The sequence below is a fragment of the Nonomuraea sp. NPDC048901 genome (assembly GCF_040649695.1).
Lineage (GTDB): Bacteria > Actinomycetota > Actinomycetes > Streptosporangiales > Streptosporangiaceae > Nonomuraea.
This window is the reverse complement of record NZ_JBEZFW010000014.1, coordinates 202,367-218,936: the sequence shown is the minus strand read 5'-3', so window position 1 is coordinate 218,936 and position 16,570 is coordinate 202,367. Positions and strand designations below refer to the sequence as shown.

General features: G+C 67.8%; 16 protein-coding genes. 5 read left to right on the top strand and 11 right to left on the bottom strand.

Features of this window, described 5'->3' with window-relative positions; translation table 11 throughout:
• Positions 1–215 precede the first annotated feature (215 nt).
• Entirely contained in the window at positions 216–638 is a 423-nt protein-coding gene (locus tag AB0C30_RS39755; protein ID WP_357953759.1) for a hypothetical protein, read from the top strand.
• Positions 639–656: 18 nt separating this feature from the next.
• On the top strand, positions 657–1,523 hold the full coding sequence (locus AB0C30_RS39750; RefSeq protein ID WP_357953757.1) for a cellulose binding domain-containing protein: 867 nt from the start codon (positions 657–659) through the stop codon (positions 1,521–1,523).
• A gap of 9 nt (positions 1,524–1,532) precedes the next feature.
• Here AB0C30_RS39750 and AB0C30_RS39745 read toward each other — a convergent pair whose 3' ends face one another.
• Positions 1,533–4,370, bottom strand: a complete 2,838-nt coding sequence (locus AB0C30_RS39745; protein WP_357953755.1) for a beta-L-arabinofuranosidase domain-containing protein — start codon at positions 4,368–4,370, stop codon at positions 1,533–1,535.
• A gap of 248 nt (positions 4,371–4,618) precedes the next feature.
• Here AB0C30_RS39745 and AB0C30_RS39740 point away from each other — a divergent pair, with 248 nt between their 5' ends.
• Positions 4,619–4,849 (top strand): DUF6289 family protein, encoded by a 231-nt coding sequence (locus AB0C30_RS39740; RefSeq protein WP_225292445.1) that lies wholly within the window; start codon positions 4,619–4,621, stop codon positions 4,847–4,849.
• A gap of 28 nt (positions 4,850–4,877) precedes the next feature.
• Here AB0C30_RS39740 and AB0C30_RS39735 read toward each other — a convergent pair whose 3' ends face one another.
• The 5 genes from AB0C30_RS39735 to AB0C30_RS39715 form a co-directional block, all read right to left on the bottom strand.
• Entirely contained in the window at positions 4,878–6,545 is a 1,668-nt protein-coding gene (locus AB0C30_RS39735) for a glycosyl hydrolase family 28-related protein (RefSeq protein ID WP_357953753.1), read from the bottom strand.
• Between the two features lie 79 nt (positions 6,546–6,624).
• Positions 6,625–7,758 (bottom strand): FAD-binding oxidoreductase, encoded by a 1,134-nt coding sequence (locus AB0C30_RS39730; RefSeq protein ID WP_357953751.1) that lies wholly within the window; start codon positions 7,756–7,758, stop codon positions 6,625–6,627.
• A gap of 77 nt (positions 7,759–7,835) precedes the next feature.
• Positions 7,836–8,600, bottom strand: coding sequence for an amino acid ABC transporter ATP-binding protein (locus AB0C30_RS39725; RefSeq protein ID WP_357953749.1), 765 nt, complete (start codon positions 8,598–8,600; stop codon positions 7,836–7,838).
• The gene (locus tag AB0C30_RS39720) at positions 8,597–9,448 is read right to left on the bottom strand and encodes an amino acid ABC transporter permease (protein ID WP_357953747.1); all 852 of its coding nucleotides are present in this window, start codon (positions 9,446–9,448) and stop codon (positions 8,597–8,599) included. The genes AB0C30_RS39725 and AB0C30_RS39720 overlap by 4 nt, the downstream gene beginning before the upstream one ends.
• Positions 9,445–10,332, bottom strand: a complete 888-nt coding sequence (locus tag AB0C30_RS39715; RefSeq protein WP_357953745.1) for an ABC transporter substrate-binding protein — start codon at positions 10,330–10,332, stop codon at positions 9,445–9,447. The genes AB0C30_RS39720 and AB0C30_RS39715 overlap by 4 nt, the downstream gene beginning before the upstream one ends.
• Before the next feature lie 231 nt (positions 10,333–10,563).
• Here AB0C30_RS39715 and AB0C30_RS39710 point away from each other — a divergent pair, with 231 nt between their 5' ends.
• Entirely contained in the window at positions 10,564–11,490 is a 927-nt protein-coding gene (locus tag AB0C30_RS39710; RefSeq protein WP_357953743.1) for a LysR family transcriptional regulator, read from the top strand.
• A gap of 57 nt (positions 11,491–11,547) precedes the next feature.
• On the opposite strand, the gene AB0C30_RS39705 is transcribed toward AB0C30_RS39710, so the two are convergent.
• Both AB0C30_RS39705 and AB0C30_RS39700 read right to left on the bottom strand, forming a co-directional pair.
• Positions 11,548–11,883 (bottom strand): hypothetical protein, encoded by a 336-nt coding sequence (locus AB0C30_RS39705; protein WP_357953741.1) that lies wholly within the window; start codon positions 11,881–11,883, stop codon positions 11,548–11,550.
• A gap of 39 nt (positions 11,884–11,922) precedes the next feature.
• The gene (locus AB0C30_RS39700; protein ID WP_357953739.1) at positions 11,923–12,810 is read right to left on the bottom strand and encodes an ADP-ribosylglycohydrolase family protein; all 888 of its coding nucleotides are present in this window, start codon (positions 12,808–12,810) and stop codon (positions 11,923–11,925) included.
• Between the two features lie 428 nt (positions 12,811–13,238).
• Here AB0C30_RS39700 and AB0C30_RS39695 point away from each other — a divergent pair, with 428 nt between their 5' ends.
• Complete coding sequence (locus AB0C30_RS39695) at positions 13,239–13,670, top strand: calmodulin-binding protein (RefSeq protein ID WP_357953737.1); 432 nt, start codon at positions 13,239–13,241, stop codon at positions 13,668–13,670.
• Between the two features lie 204 nt (positions 13,671–13,874).
• Here the strand turns inward: AB0C30_RS39695 and AB0C30_RS39690 are convergent, their stop codons facing one another.
• The 3 genes from AB0C30_RS39690 to AB0C30_RS39680 all read right to left on the bottom strand — a co-directional run bounded on the left by AB0C30_RS39690 (position 13,875) and on the right by AB0C30_RS39680 (position 16,560).
• Entirely contained in the window at positions 13,875–14,765 is an 891-nt protein-coding gene (locus tag AB0C30_RS39690; RefSeq protein ID WP_357953735.1) for a DUF4352 domain-containing protein, read from the bottom strand.
• 351 nt (positions 14,766–15,116) lie between these two features.
• The gene (locus tag AB0C30_RS39685; RefSeq protein ID WP_357953733.1) at positions 15,117–15,317 is read right to left on the bottom strand and encodes a ferredoxin; all 201 of its coding nucleotides are present in this window, start codon (positions 15,315–15,317) and stop codon (positions 15,117–15,119) included.
• Between the two features lie 28 nt (positions 15,318–15,345).
• On the bottom strand, positions 15,346–16,560 hold the full coding sequence (locus AB0C30_RS39680; protein WP_357953731.1) for a cytochrome P450: 1,215 nt from the start codon (positions 16,558–16,560) through the stop codon (positions 15,346–15,348).
• Positions 16,561–16,570 lie beyond the last annotated feature (10 nt).

Sequence of the window (16,570 nt, the reverse complement as noted above, 5' to 3'; positions counted from 1 at the left end):
GGCCAGAGCGAACGCGAAGCCATTCGCCTGAATGAGATCACGATAAGCGCTGTCGATCAAGGTGTCGGCAGCAGTCGCTTCTCCGCCGCGTTTTTCGGGGACTCGATGAAAGTTTCACCATTTTTGGCGAGTTTCCCCAGCTCAGGCGCATCTCGGCTTGACCAGTCGCCGCTCTGCGAGGACGTTCGTGTCGAACCTTCTGAGTTGGGAGTCCGATGAGTCACCCCCGTCGCCGGTTGCTCGCCATTCTGCTCTCCGCTTTCCTGGTCGCGCTGGGCGCCTTGGCGCCCTTCACGGAACAGTCCGCCAGCGCGGTCAGCGACCCGCCCGGCCCGGTGACGGGCAACGCCACCTACTTCGACGGACTCGGCATGCCCTACGGTGGCTGCGGCCTGCCCCAGGCGAACATCGACTCACCGGACTTCGTCGCGCTCAACGTCTACAACACGCCCGGCGACTACTCCTTCTACCCCCGGCCGTTGACCGGGGCCAACCTCAGCAAGGCCGGGTTGTGGAACAACGGCCTGAACTGCGGCCGCTACGTGCAGGTAGAGATCGGCGACTACTGCACGGGCACCAACGACGGCGCGCAGAACCAGGCGTTCTGCCGCAACGGCTCCTGGGTCGCCGACGCGTAGAAGGGCGCGAAGCTGACCATGCTGGTCGCCGACAGCTGCGGCGACTCCAACGCCTGGTGCCGCGACGATCCGTACCATCTGGACCTGTCCAAGGACTCGCTCAACCGGTTCGTGAAGAACGGCGCCCCGATCGGGGACATGTATCCCAGCCATTGGAACAACCGGCACGTCACCTGGTCGTTCGTCCCCGCGCCCAACTACAGCGGCGACATCAACATCGGTTTCCTGCAGTCCGCCCAGGTCTGGTGGCCCGCCATCTCCGTCTCGCACCTGGCCAACGGCATTCACGGCGTCGAGTACTTCGCCAATGGGGCGTGGCAGACGGCCCAGATGAACGGCGACATGGGCCAGTCGTACATCATCGGCGGGACCACCTCGGGCGGCAACCAGTACCAGATCCGGGTGCGCGACGTCACGGACACACTGATCAACGGCGGGCGCGTGTACAGTTTCACGCTTCCGTCCACCTGCAACCCGTGCGGCACCCCGTACACCAAGGTCGGCTACACCACCTCAACCGGCTCGACCTCCACGCCCACCCCGACCCCCACCCCCACGCCCACGCCCACTCCCACGGGCGGCACCGGTGTCTCGTGCGGCGTGGACTACCAGGTCCCCAACGCCTGGCAGGGCGGCTTCACGACCAACGTCACCGTACGGAACACGGGCACCACGACCTGGAACAACTGGACGGTCACGTGGACCATGCCGTCCGGCGTGACCCTGACCAGCGCCTGGAACTCCACCATCACGCCGTCGGGTACCACCTGGACGATCAAGGCCCCGAGCTGGGCCACGACCCTGGCGCCGGGCGCGTCGACCACCTTCGGCTTCCAGGCCAACGGCCCGTCCACACCCGGCCCGACCAACATCACCTGCTCCTAGGCCGGGGAGCTACCTGCGGAGCCTGGCCTTGGTGGCAGCGGAGACCACCGCGTTCTTCTCGGCGGTGGTCATCAGCCCGGCCCGGATCCAGTCGTCCGCGGTACGGGTCACCGCCGACACGAAGCAGCCCTGGTTGTCGAAGGGGGCCATGGCCCAGAGTGCGTCCAGGAAGGTCGCCGAATCCGCTCGCGCGTAGTTCGGCACGCCCGAGTCCACCTTGCCGAAGACGATCTTCGGCTCGACGCGGTGGAAGTAGGCGTGGTAGCGGTCGGTGTCGCCGCTGTAGAACGGCACCAGCGGCAGGCCGTGCGTGGTGAAGGTCATCGGGGCGGTGGACGTCATGGTCTGCGCGAGATCGCCGGACAGTGTGAAGTCCTTGAAGAAGGAGAAGTCGCGGAAGGTGGTCTCGTCGCTCTTGGCGACCATCGGCACCGGGCCGTACGCGATGCTCTGGGTGGTCGGGACGTCCAGCGCCTTCTCCACCCGCAGGGAGAACGGCATCGAGACCCTGATCTTGTCGCCGCGCCGCCAGTTCCGGTTGAGCGTCACGTACTCGCCGGGTTTGGCATTGACCTTCTGGTCGGCACCGTTGATCCGGACCGTGAAGCCCTTCTCCACCCAGTAGGGCACGCGTAGCTTCACGGCCAGGCGGCCCGTGCCCTCCACCGTGAGTGTCGTCACCCCCGCCGGGTCGGTCGGGTAGTTCGTGGCCTGTTTGATCGTGAAGCCCTTCTCCGGCCAGCGCAGTTCCGAGGCCAGGTAGAGGTTCACGTAGAGCGCCGAGTCGTCCGCCGACCGGAAGTAGATCGAGTCCTGGAACTTGGTGTGGCTCTCCAGCCCGGTGCCGCCGCAGCAGGTGCCGAGGTTGCCGTAACTGCGGGCGGCGCCCGGCCGCATCGGGATGAAGTAGGTCAGGAGCGGATCCGTGGTGCTGTCGATGTTCCGGCGCGAGGCGAGGATCTGGCCGTAGAGGGCCCGCTCGTAGTACTGCATGTACTTCGGGTTCGCCGTGTGGAAGAACAGGCCCCTGCTCAGTTTCAGCATGTTGTAGACGGGACAGGTCTCGGCGTTGTTGGTGCCCAGGGCGCCGACGATGACGTCGCGGGCGCCGAAGAGCTCGCCGTTGTCGGTCGGTCCGGCCGTGCCGCCGTCGGTGAAGGTGCGATGGGGTACGACCATGTCCCAGAAGTTCACGGCGGCGTCGAAGTAGTGGCGTTCCTGGTCGCGCTCGAAAATGGACAGGTAGCCGATGAACTGGGGGATGTGCTGGTTGGCGTGCTTCCTGTTCAGCGTGTCCTCGTTGTTGACCGTGGCCGTGAGGAGCGCGGTGTTGTCGAAGCACTTGGCCGTCGTCAGGTGTTCCGCCTTGCCACCGAGGGCGTAGAGGTCGGCCATGACGGTGTTCATGCCGTTGTACTCGCCCGCGATGTAGATGCTCCACATGCGGTTGAGTTGCTCCCGGGGAAGCGAGCCCAGTCGGCTGTGCACCCAGTCGCCCATCTTCATCACGATGGTGCGCGCCTGCTCGTTGCCCGCGTACTGGTAGGCGTCGAGCAGTCCACGCATGATCATGTGGCAGGTGTAGTAGGGCGCCCAGATGGTGGGATAGGTGGCGTACTGCTCCAGCAGGATGAACTGCGTCTCGGGATAAGCGGCCAGGAAGCCGGGGTAGCTCGGCCCGGGATGGCCGGTGGGCTCGGAGACCAGCCGGGCGTCCTTCCCCTTGCCCGAGGAGTCGCCCGCGCTCTCGCCGCTCTCCTCGTCGAAGCGGTACCACGCGACGTCACCGCCGCCCAGCCCGCCGTCCGCGCTGGTCGTCAGGGCCACGATCTCCGCCTCGGTCAGCGCGCGGCCGTAGATCTGGAACTCGTCCACCGAGCCCTTCAGGTACGCGTCGCCGTACTGCGACTTCCCGATCCAGTTGTTTCCGGTCGGGCCGAGGCTGGATGGTTTGAGGGTCATGGCGGTGTTCGTGCCGACCGGTGCGCCGTTCACGTAGAGGGTCCCGGTGCCGCCGGACAGGGTTACCGCCAGGTGGGTCCATTGGCCGGTGGGTAACTGGGCCGTTCCGTTGATGCGCTGCTCGCCGCTGCCGCCGCTGGTGGTGATGGCGAATCTCGGCGCGGCGCCCGCGCTCACGGTCAGGAACATCGTGCGGCTCGTACCGGTGCCGAAATCGAAGATCCGCGACCAGGTGGAGATCGCGGCCGGGTTCAGCCAGACGGCGATGGTGAAGTCGTCGAGGCCGCTCACGATGTCGGCGGGCAGCGACACGTACTGGGGGCCGTCGAGTTTCGCCGCCTTGCCGAACTTCCCCGCCACCCTGACGACCGGGTCCGGAGCCGGCGCGGGCTGCCCGACCCGGGCGGCCAGCGCGTCCTGGCACTCGCCGAGCGCCTTGACCATGTAGTCGACCTTGTCCTTGAAGAAGGTGTCGCCGGAGCCCGCGTAGGCCAGGGCCAGCGCGCTGAGGAAGTGCCCGCTGTAGTGGCCGCGCAGGTTGCCCGTGGCGTCGTCCCAGCTGCCGGGCGGTTGGGCGCCCAGCGTGTCCAGCCCGGCGTTGGCCCGGAAGTTGGCCAGCATCCGGTCGGCGGGATAGGCCCGCAGGAAGTTCAGGATCCGGTCCCGGTTGACGCTGAACAGGCTCTCGCCCAAGGTGACCTGGCTGTTGGCGAACGGTTTCACGATCCAGGCGCCGGGCACCGGCGGGTCATGTTGCGGCGGCGGGGCCAGTGGCGTACGAGCCGCCTGGGCGGTGCCGAGGGGGAGTGAGGCGAGCGCGGAGGGGGTGACGGCCGCCAGCACCGCCAGTCGCAGGGCCTCTCGCCTGGGCATCATGTTCGACATCGCACTGTCCTGTCCATGCTCGGGTCCGATGGATGGTAGCGCTAACATTTCTGGCCGAGCACCCTGGTGGTTGCGTGCTCGGTGGGAGTGTTAACGATCTCGTCGTACCCGTCAAGGCGCCGAGACGGCACTCTCACTCTGACAGTCGTTTTGACCCTTTGAGTACTGGGATTGACCTTATTGATCTATTCACTTCGACGAACGATCATCGAGGGCAGTAGCGCTTCCGCACCTCAGGAAGGATCTTCATGATTCGCCGCGCATCGCTGGCCGTCCTGGTCGCCCTCGGCGCCCTCACCGTCATCAGCTCACCCGCGCACGCCCGCGCCTGCATGATCGACTACCACTGCGAGACGTACTACTACAGCGACTCCGCCCACACCACGCTGGTGGGGGTCAAGTACGAGAACTGCGTCGGGGATGAGGAGTGGGTGGGCAGGCGCGGGTCGTACGCGGTGTTCAACGAGACCCCCTGCTGAGACCTTAAAAAGCCGCAGCCGGCCGCTCTCAGCCCAGGTTGAGGCGGTCGCGCTGGGCCGTGTACAGGTCGGTGACCCGGGGGCGGGTGCCGTGGTCGGCGAGCAGGTTCTCCAGGTCTCCGGTGAAGTCGGGAGCCAGCTCGCCGGCCGTCCCCGTGGTGCCCTGCACCCCGATGGTGAGGCTGCGCGGCGCGACGTCCGCGATCGTGATCGCGTACGGGCTGCCACTGGTGACGCGGATGTTCCAGTGCGCGATCCGCGCCCCGAACAGCGGGCCCGAGGCCGCCGAACCGCCGACCCGGCCGTTGTTGACCAGGGTGATGTTGGTCCGCGCGTTCTCGAACGGCAGCGCCCGGTGCGAGTCGAACGTGCCCTCCGCCATCGTGCCCCGCCGCCAGACGTTCCCGGATGACAGTCCCTCCAGGTTGAGGCCGTGGTGGACGGCCCCTGCGGGGACGGGCACGGTGAACGCCTCGATCTCGAAGTCGTCCACGAGGTTGTCGTGCGACTGCATCCGGCAGGCGAAGCTGTGGTGCGCGGAACGGCCGCCGACCGCGACGCGGGTGAGGGTGTTGGACTTGGCGGTGGTGAAGCCGAAGCCGAGGTCGCAGTTCTCCACGCGTACGTCCCTGGCCCAGCAGTCGTGGACGGCCTGGAAGCACACGCCGTTCGAGCCGGGGTGCTTGTTGTGGGCGGTCATCGGGACCAGGTCGTTGCGGATCGTCAGGTCCTCGACGCCGCTGTCGTGCACGGTGGGGCCGAGGGCGCGCAGCCGGGCGGGCCAGCCGGGGCGCAGGTCGTACCTGATCGGCTGGGCCAGCCTGACGAGGCGGGTGCCCAGAACGGCCTCGATCCGCACCGGCCATTGGAGGAGCGCGTACTGGATGTACTGACCGCCTGATCCGGTGACGAGCTGGGGTGCGCGGCTCGGCCAGTCGTACGACCGAGTGCCCGGAATGTCGCCCGCCAGGTGCTTCAGCAACGTCGCGTCCGGCGGGTTGTCGCATTCGAGCACGACCAGGTCGCCCGCGCGCAGCTTGCTCGTGTCGGACACCAGCAGGGTCCGCTGGCCGCGCGAGGCCGCGCCGACCTCGGCGAGCGTGTCGCCGAGCAGCCAGCCCTCGGTGCCCGCGTAGTCCTCGGACTCGGAGCGGGCGCGCCGCTCGGCCGCGATGAACCAGACCTGGCCGCCGCTCCACGACCAGCGGCTGTTGCCGTTGGACTGCCTGGCCGGCCGGTAGCCGTCGTCCAGAGTGCGGGTGAAGCGCAGGATGGTGGAGTCGCGCCCGGCGCCGCGCAGGACCACGTTCGACCAGTGCATGAACACCGGCGACGACAGAAGGTAGGTCCCGCCCGGCACCAGCACCGCGCCGCCGCCCCGTTCACCGGCGGCCCGGACGGCCGCGTTGAAGGCGGCGGCACAGTCGGTCGTCCCGTCCGCGCGGGCGCCGAAATCGGTAACCTTCGCCACCACCCGAGGTCGCGGTGGCCGGGCCCCGAGCCGGTAGCCGGCCCGCGCGATGTCGGGCACCAGCGGGTGCCCGCCTTCCGCCGCCGCCCACTCCTCCAGCAGCGCCGCCGACGTGTCGCCCTGGGGGGCTCGGGTCTCCGCCTTGGCGGGGGACAGGGGGAGCGCCGGTACGGCGGCGACGCCGCCGATCAATGCTCGGCGGCTCAGCGTGAAAGGCTCAGGCACACATCGGAGGATTACATCAGCAATGATCGCGGTCAAGGTGGTATGGCCGTTGGAACGCGGCAATCCATCGGATGACTCGTCAGGACGTGGTCATGAGGGTGAGGCTTTCGTCCTTCACGGATGCCGTGATGTCGCGGGTGACGCGGTACGGGGCCAGGTCGGGGCCGCCGCCGTTGGTGATCTCCGCGGCCACGAGACGGCCGAGCTCGGGGGCGAGGTTGACGCCGCTGTGGGTGACTAGGTGATAGAGGCCGGGGGCGTCGGGGTGCGTGCCCGCCAGCGGCAGGCCGTCCGTCGGCACCGGCCGGACGCCGAGGCGGACACCGGCCAGCCGGGCGGTGCGCAGCGCGGGCAGGATCCGCTGGCCACTGGCGTGCAGCCGTTCGGCCAGGGCGTCGTCGCCCTGGCCGGGCAGGAGCGCGTCCACGGGCCAGGAGATGGAGCAGATCCGGTCACCGGGTGCGGGGCGCAGGTCCACCTGGGGCGTGGCCAGGATCGCGCCGAGCCGAAGGCCGGGGATGGGGGTGCTCTCTCCGACCAGGCCGGGGATCCGGGTCATGGGGAGGTCGGTGCCGGCGAGCGCCGCGACGCGGTCGGCGTCCGGGCCGGTGCAGTTGACCACCCAGTCGGCCGCCCAGCGTCGCGTACCGGTCTCGACGCCGGTGACGGCGTCGCCGCTGCGGATCAGCGCCTCTGCCCGCAGGCCGTACCTGATGTCGGCGCCGAGCGTGGCGGCACGATCGAGCAGGCGCTCAACGAAGAGCGGGGCGTCGTACCACGCGCTCTGGTCGTGCACGACGAGCTCGCTCGCCGTGCACGCCGCGGGGTCGACGTCGGGGGCGAGTTCGCGCAGCTCGGACGGGTCGGCGATGCGGCAGGCATGCCCCCAGGACTTGAGGCGGACGGCCCGCTCCCTGAGGCTCCGCCGGCTCTCCTCGCTGTCACCCCACTGAATGGCGGGCATGGGGTGCCGCCACGACGGGCCCCCGAGCTCCTCGGCCAGCGTGGTGTGCAGGGCGGAGCTGGCCCGGTTCAGGTCGTAGTAGGTGCGCGGGGTCTTCAGATGGGTGACGTCCATGGAGAAGGTCGCGCTGGAGGTGCCCGCGGCTGGGCCGCCGGCCTCGATGACGACGACCTGGGCCCCTGCGACGGCCAGATGGTAGGCGACGGAGGCACCGAGCACTCCGGCACCGAGAACGATGACGCGGGACACGTGGATATCTTTCCTTCGGAGTCTTCGGGGGCTTCAGGGTCTCTTCGAGGTCTTCGAGAGTCTTCGAGGTCTTCGGGTCAGAGGACCTTGCTGAGGAATGCCCGGGTGCGCTCGTGCCGGGGCTCGCCGAGCACGGCGCTGGGCGGCCCGGATTCGACGACGACCCCGTCGTCCATGAAGACGATGGTGTCGCACACCTCGCGGGCGAAGCCCATCTCGTGGGTGACGATGATCATCGTCATGCCGTCCTCTTTCACCAGGTCGCGCATGACGTCCAGGACCTCGCCCACGAGCTCGGGGTCGAGGGCCGAGGTCGGCTCGTCGAACAGCATGAGACGGGGCCGCATCGCCAGGGCGCGGGCGATGGCGACGCGCTGCTGCTGGCCGCCGGACAGCTGGTCGGGGCGGCTGTGCGCCTTGTCGGCCAGTCCCACTCTGGTCAGCAGGGCGTGGGCGCGCTCGCGTACCTCGGCCTTCGGCTCCTTCTTGACCATGATCGGCGCCGTCATGATGTTCTCGAGCGCGGTCATGTGCGGGAAGAGGTTGAAGCGCTGGAAGACCATCCCGATGTCCACCCGCTGGGCGGCTATCGCCTTGTCGGGCAGCTCGTAGACCTTGCCCTCACGCTCCTCGTAGCCGATCAGGCGCTCGCGGAAGTAGAGGCGGCCGGCGTCGATGCGTTCGAGGTGGTTGACGCAGCGCAGGAAGGTGGACTTGCCGGACCCCGAGGGGCCGATCACGGCCAGCACCTCTCCTTCCGCGACCTCCAGGTCGATGCCTTTGAGCACGTCGACCGTTCCGTAACGCTTGTACACGCCTTCAGCGCGGACGAGGGTCTTCATCGGCTGAACCTGCGTTCGATGTAGTGCTGCCCGGCGTTCAGGACGGTCGTGGCCACGAGGTACCAGAAGCAGGCCACCGTGAGCAGGGCCACCTGCTGGAAGTTCCTGGAGTAGATGCCCTGGATCGAGGTCAGGAGCTCTGGTACGGCGATGGCGAAGACGAGTGAGGTGGTCTTGAGCATGGAGACCACCTGGTTGCCCGTCGGCGGGATGATGACCCGCATGGCCTGCGGAAGAATGATCTTGCGCAGGGTCTGGAAGCGGGTCAGGCCCAGGGCGTGGGCCGCCTCCGTCTGGCCGGGGTCGACGGAGGTGATGCCGGCCCGGACGATCTCCCCCATGTAGGCCGCCTCGTGCAGGCCGAGGCCCAGCACCGCCGCGGTGAGCTGGGTGATGATCATGTTGGTGTCGAACTCGACGAACGTCGGTCCCCAGGGCACGCCGAGCCCGATCGTCGGCACCACCGCGGACAGGAAGTACCAGAACAACAGCTGCACCAGCAGTGGCACGCCGCGGAAGACCCAGATGTAGAACGCGCTCAGCGCCGACAACAAGGGGTTGGGCGACATGCGCAGCACCGCGAGGACGATGCCGCCCGCGACGCCGACGACCATGGCGAGCACCGTGAGCAGCAGTGTGGTGCCGAGCCCGGTCAGTACCGCCGGGGAGAAGAGGTACTCCCCGACGACCTTCCATTCCATGCGCGGGTTGGCCACCCAGCCCTGCAGCAGGAAGATCGCCAGGAAGCCGAGGACGCCCGCGCCCACCCAACGCCCCGGATGACGGAGCGGGACGGCCTGGATCCGCACTTGCGAATCCGGGCCCGCCGTCTGCCGGGTCGTGGTCACGACTCGCCGCCGTTGATCACCGCTTTGTCGAGGGCGCCCGACGCCATCTCCCACTTGGCGAGGATCTTGGCGTAGGAGCCGTTGTCCATCAGCTTCTGCAGCGCCTGCTGTACGGCCTTGGACAGGTTCTGGTCCTCTTTGTTGACGAGGATCCCGTACGGGAGGAAGCGGTACGGCTGACCCACCTGCTTCATCCGGCCACTGGACTGGGCGGCCTGGTAGGTGATGGTGGGTGTGCCGCCGATGAAGGCGTTGGCCCGGCCGGTGGAGACGGCCTGCAGACAGCCGGCCGTGTCGGGGAACACCAGAACCTTGACCGCCGGCTTGCCCGCGCCCGTGCACTTCGTGTTCTGCTGCTCGGCGTCGTCGGCCTGGGCGGTGCCCTGCTCGACGGCCGCCGTCTTCCCGCAGAGGTCTTCGAGGGACTTGATCGCCTGAGCGTCCTTCTCCTGGACCAGGAGCGAGCTGCTGGTCTTGAAGTAGTCGACGAAGGTGACCTTCTCGCGGCGTTCCGGCTTGTCGAGCATCGCCTGGACGGCCAGGTCGTAGCGGCGGGCCTGCACGCCGGCGATGAGGCTGTCGAAGCTGGCCTGGTTGAAGGTGACCTCGACGCCGAGCACCTGGCCGATGGCCTTCATCAGCTCGGGTTCGAGGCCGATGACCGTCTTGTTGTCGGTGTCGAGATAGACCAGGGGCGGGTAGTTGTGGCCCGCCGCGACGTTGAGCGTGCCACTCTTCTTGATCTTGTCGGGCAGAAGCTCGTGGAGCTCCTGATTCTTCTGCTGCGCTGGCGCGGCCGCCTGGGACGTGCCGCTTCCAGAACAAGCTGTCAGGGACAGGAGTCCCACCAGGCCGAATGCGGCGGCTGTTCGGGTGAACCGCATGGAGCAGGACACCCCCTCTCAGGCGTAGTACGACGTTCCGTAAACACCAATATTGGGGGTCCGTTTGGAAACGACAAGGTGAGCGAGCATTCGCATTGGTGCACAGGCTGTTCAGCCTTGCTTATCCTTTTACCCGGCTCGACCAGCCAGCCGACCCAGGCGGCCGGTCGCATCGCCTCTTGTCGGCTAGTGGTCTGGTGATGCTAGTCGCCGGACTGTTAAGTTGGCCCGATGCTTACCCCGGGCCAGTTGCAGGCCATCCGTGAAGTGGTCGCCACCGGTTCGCTCAGGACTGCCGCCAAACGCCTCGGATTCACCCCGTCGGCCATCTCGCAGCAGGTCTCCTCGCTGGAACGGAGCCTGGGGGTCCAGCTGTTCGAGCGTCTGCCGCGCAGCATCCGGCCCACGGCGGCGGGGGCCGAGCTGGCCCGCAAGGCGGCCAGGCTGCTGGCCGATCTCGAGGCGGCGGAGGAGGAGATGCGGTCTTTCGCCGCTGCCCACCGGGGCAGACTGCGGCTCGGCAGCTTCTGGTCGGCCGGATTCCGGCTGGCGCCCGCCGTACTGGCCGAGTTCCTCCGCGACCACCCCAACGTGGACATCCGCTACGAGGAAGGCGATCCGCACCGGACCATTCCCGCCGTGAACGAGGGGCGGCTCGACCTGGCCGTGGTCTTCGAATACGGCATGGTGCCGCACACCTGGCCGAAGGACCTCAACATGACGTTGATCATGGAGGAGCCGCTGTACGTGCTCGTGCCGACCGGCCATCGGCTGGCCGCCCGCAAGCGCATCCAGTTCGGCGAGCTGTCGGCCGAACGCTGGATCTCCTACACCGAGGGGATGGACGCCTCGCTCAACCTGTCGCACATCTGCGCGGCCAGCGGCTTCGACCCCGACGTGCTGTTCCGGACCAACGACTACAACCTGCCGTTCGAGCTCGTACGCAAAGGGCTGGGGGTGGCGATCGTGCCGGAGCTGGCGATGATCGAGTCGCACGACGTGTGCGTGTTCCGGCTCGGCGACGCCTCCCACATTCGCCGGGTCTTCACCGTGTGCCGCGCCACCGACCCGAACCCGCTGCTCAGCCACGCGACGAGCATGCTGATCAGTGCCGCCGAATCCCTGCACCGGCGGACGGATCTCCCCGTCGCCGTATGAGCCCGGCCGCTTGTTCAGCCGCCCTCACGTGCCGCTTGTTCAACCGCCCTCGCCGCTTCAGCCGGCGAACCTCTTCGCGACGTCCCGCGCCCATTGCGCGGCCTCGGCCGCCTGGTCGCCGGTGAAGGGCGCGCCGGGCATCCGGCTCAGGCGCTCCACCTGCTCGGCGTAGCGCAGGTGCTCCTGGTGAGCGTGCTCGCGGCAGGTGAGGCAGGTGACGCTCTCCGGACGCGGCGAGGTCATCGCATAGGGCACCTGGAGTCCGCAACCGGTGGTGACGACGCTCGGTGCGTCGGGCACGCGGCCCAGCATCGACACGATCGCATTGCGGTAGGCGGCACCGGCCTGCATCACCTTCTGCTCGACGTGAATGTGCGGATCGGTCTGGCTCATCTGCGTTTGCGCCTCCGTCCGAGTCGTCCGGGAATCAGACTAATGTGCGGCGCCTGACCAGTCCGGCAGTGGTTCGCAGCTTCTTCTCCACTGTGGCGGCAGTTGAGTGCTCTCGGCGGCCGCGATGATCCCGCCGACGATGGCGCACGTGGTGTCGACGTCCCCGCCGGCCGCCGCCGTGGTCCACATGGCCGTTGCGAAGTCGTGGCGTTCGCGAGCCGCCACCCAGAGGGTGAACGGGACCGTGTCGTGCGCGCTGACCTGCCGGCCGTTGCCGAGCATCCGGGCGGCCAGCGTGGGGTCGCTGATGGTGAGGAGCTGCCGGGCCTCGGCGATGCCGTCGCGGACCATGCTCGCGGGCACGTGTTCGCTGACCCGATCGAGGAAATGCCCGGCGGACAAGTCGGGCTCTTTTACGGTGACGGCGGTGGCCACGGCGACGGCTATGGCGCCGGCCACCGCTTCGGGATGGGTGTGCGTCACCTGGGCCGACAGGGCGGCCTGCCGTACGACGTGGGTCAGGTCGTCGGCGAGCCAGGCGCCGAGCGGTGCCACGCGCATCGCGGCACCGTTGCCCCACGAGCCCATGCCGTCGAACAGCTCCGCCGAGAGCGTCCGCCAGTCGCCGCCCTCACGCACCAGCCGGAGCATCCGGTTCGTCGCGGGGCCGTAGCCGCGGTCGAAGTCATGACGGGCGGCGAAACTCGCGGCGAGCTCGTCCTGGTCGATGGTGCCGTGGTCGGCCAGAACGCGATAGATGGAGCAGGCCATCTCGGTGTCATCCGTCCACTGCCAAGGGCCGGGCGGAAGGAGGCGGGAGGAGAGGGTGCGCTTGTTGTCCGGTACGAAGAATTGGGCGCCGAAGGCGTCGCCGAGAGCCAGGCCAAGGAGAGAGGCGGTGCTTCGCGCGAAGAGGTGAGCTGACATCACTCCCATTGTGAAGCACGCGGCCGGACGGGCCGCGCTCCAAGGGCCGGAGCGCGGCGCCGACCGGGACCAGCGGGCGGTCATCACGCGAGCCCCTGCCCGATGCGGCCCGCCAGGAGCATGCTCGGGGGGAGCACCGGCGCGTGGGCGGCAAGCAGACCCAGAAGTGGGCGTTCGAAAGGGAGGACGTCCCCGCGCTGGTCCGGGCCGTCCACGCAGAGAAGCAGGAGTTGCGCGCGGCTGGAGTTTGCCGACCCGAACGTCACCCCGCTGCACCGCCGACGCTGAAAGGGAGCGCCTCAGGGAAGCCTGGGTGCAGGCGGTGACTGCGTTATCACCGTGACGTTAGGGGTTGTTCTCATCCTCGCGTGATTACTTAGCGTATGCGACAGCAACTCAAAGTAATCACGCGTAGTGAAAGGGTCTCCATGCGCCGCATCCTGACCAAGATCCTCACGGTTGGCACCACCATCGCGACAATCGGTGTCGTCGCCCCTGCACCCGCCCAGGCGGCCGACTCGGCCTACTTCGTGATGACCGACGTCACCCGCGCGGAGTTCGTCGTCAAACTCACCGACCCCGGCAAGATCCAGCACGCCCGCGACCTGCTCAGCGGCGCCACCGCGAGCGAACCACACGTCATCGGACGCATCGACAAGAGACCCGCTCCCTACAACTGGCGCTGGAGTTACCATCTGAGGCCCGAAACGGTCGACTTCTTCGACTTCGCCATCGAGGTCTGCGACGCGACCATCCCGTACGTCGAGGATCACCTGGACGAGGCCGGCGGGCCGTTCCTGCCGGGCCTTGTCTGGTGCCCCTGGAGTTCCCAGCTCGTGCGCGAAATCCCGGCGCCATAGCCCCGGACGTCATCTGTCATCGCGGCCCCCGAGACAACCGCTCCGGGGGCTGCCCCATCCGCTGACGCGATCTCCACGGCGAGCAGGCAACGTGAAGTGAAAAGAATGAGAATCCTTCAAAGCCGACGGGCTCGATTGACTACGTGATAATCAAGATGGCCGAGCTCGGTGCTGGTGTGACGACGGTCGATTCGGTGCCGATCGTCAGGCCGGGGACGCCAGCTCACTGTCCTTGACCAGATACATGAACGTCCCATCCGAGCCTTCGGCGCCGAACATGGCGATTACGACGGGCTTGGCTTTCTTCGGCAGATCGAACACCAGCACCCTCGTGACCTTCTGGGCGGGATTGATCTCGTCGTAAAGGCCCTGGCCGCCCTCCAGGTTCTGGCTGATAGTGGCGTCGGAGTCGACGTTGTACTGCTTGCCGTCGCTATCCAGGATGCCCGAGTCGGTGCCATCGAACGCGGCAGGGCTGTTGCCGGTGTTTTTCACCAGGACCCGCACGACCACGTAGGAACCCTGGGCCTTATGGCTGTCGATCGAGCTGCTCACGGTCTGCTCGCGGCTGACGGACAGGACCTTCAACGAGAATGGCGGCTCTTTGGCGACGGCGCCAAGCGCGAGGGGTTTGGGCGCCTGGCTCTTCGACGGGCTGGGATCGCCCGGCTCTGCGGACGCGGTGGCGGAGGCGACGATCTGGTCGATCTTCGTCGCCGCATCGCCCACGGCATTCACCGTGATGACCAGCCCCCAGGTGGCGAGTGCCATGGAGATCAGGCCGAGTATGGCTCCCGAGAGTGCCGTCCCGCCGTTGGAGGCGGCGCCACGGCCCGCGCGGGCACGGCCGACGAAGCCGAAGATCACCGCCAGCAGGCCGAGAGTGCCGGCGATGAAGAACAGCACCGGGATCAAGCCGACCAGTGCCCCGATGATGCCGATGACCAGCGCGGCGACGCCTAGCCCATTGCGCATCTGCTGATGGTGGTAGGCGGGCCCTGGAGGCATCATTCCGTAGCCTGGAGGCGGCGTGCCGTACGCCTGATGGTGCGCCATGTTCGGCGCATGCTGCTGCTGCTCGTATGGGTTGGACATGTCGAATCCCTCCGCGACGGACCGGGTTTGGCCGTGCCACCGCAGAGCGATTCCATCCCCGTATAGACCCCGTGCGATGCGCCTACAAGATCGTAATGGCGCGATCCAACAAGCAAAAGGCTTGCGCCGTATTTTGCTGATGGTCAGCCATTGGAGTCGGCAGGAATGAAGCGTCTGCCGCTGGAGTTCATGGCCGCGACTCGCCGAGGCGTCGAATGGACGACAGGACTTCGCGAATTGCGCCATTTCGTTGAACGCCCCCGGATCTCATTCCGGGGACGTTCATGTGGGGGTTACCCCGGCATTCCATCGCGTAATGCACAGTGACGGGGAGTATGGGGCGTTTCGTGCTTACGCCTGCTCGGTTACCTCGATGGCGGCGCCGGGGCAGACGGCGGCGGCCTCTCGGACCGCGCTGTGCTGGTCGGCCGCAGGTTCGGGTTCGAGCAGGATGACGATGCCGTCCTCGTCGCGCTGGTCGAACACCTCCGGCGCGATCAGTACGCACTGCCCGGCGCCGCAGCACTTGACCTCGTCCACGATGACTTTCATCTTGGGTACTCCTCCTTGTCGATCAAGATCACCAACGGACCGGCACCGTACGCAGACCGCCCACCGCCAGCCCTTCCACGCGCTCCAGCTCCTCCACCGGCACCGCCAGCTCCAGCGTGGGCAGCTTGCGCAGCAGTACCTCCAGGACGACCTGCAGCTCGGTGCGGGCCAGCGCCTGACCGAGGCAGGAGTGCGCGCCGGAGCCGAAGGCCAGGTGGGGGTTGGGGCTGCGGGTCAGGTCCATCTGGTCGGCGGCCTCGAAGGCGCTCTCGTCCCGGTTGGCGGCGGCCATGCTGCAGATCACGGTGGTGCCCTTGGGCAGTACGGTGCCGCTGACCTCGGTCTCCTCCTTGAGGTAGCGCGGCAGTCCGAAGCCGGAGTTGGCGTCGAGGCGCAGCGTCTCCTCCACCGTGGAGCGGATCAGCGAGGGCTCGGCCAGCAGGCGCTCCCACCGGGTGCGGTCGGCCAGGAGCATGGAGACCATCTTGCCGATCATGTTGGCGGTGGTCTCGTGGCCGGCGACCAGCAGCGCCATGCCGGTGACGAGGATCTGGATCTCGGCCAGGCCGCCGTCTTCGGGGCCGCCGGCCGCGATCAGCTCGCTCAGCAGGTCGTCGCCCGGCTCGGTGCGCTTGGCGGCGAGATGGTCGGACATGTACTGGAAGAACTCGGCCTGGGCGGCCTCGATCTCCTCCTTGCTGTAGCGGGTGAGGTTGAGCAGCGTGTCGGACCAGTACGAGAACCGGTCCCGGTCCTCGGCGGGCACGCCGAGCATGTCGCAGATGACGTACACCGGCAGCGGGAAGCCCAGGGCCGCCCTGAGGTCGCCGGGGGCGCCGCGCTCGACCATGTCGTCGATCAAGCCCTCGGCGATTTGCGCCATCTGGGGCCGCAGGGCGTTCATGCGCTTGGCGGTGAACCACTTGCCGACCAGGCGCCGCCAGTGCAGGTGCTCCTCCCCGCTGTCGGGGATGATCGCCGCCATGTCGCTGTTGAACAGCCCGCCGTCGTCCGTGGCCGACATCCGGGCCGCGTCGGGGGCGTTCAGCAGTCGGGTGAAGCGCGGGTCGGCCAGCACTTCCTTGACGTCCTCATAGCGGGTCAGCAGCGTCGCCTGGTCGCCGCTGGGCAGCTTCACGTGCGCCACCGGGCACTTGCCGCGTAGCTCGGCCCACTCCGCGGGCGGCTCCAGCGCCGCGTCGTTGGGGATCGGATAGCTCAGAACCTGCTCGTTGACGCTCAACGGACATCTC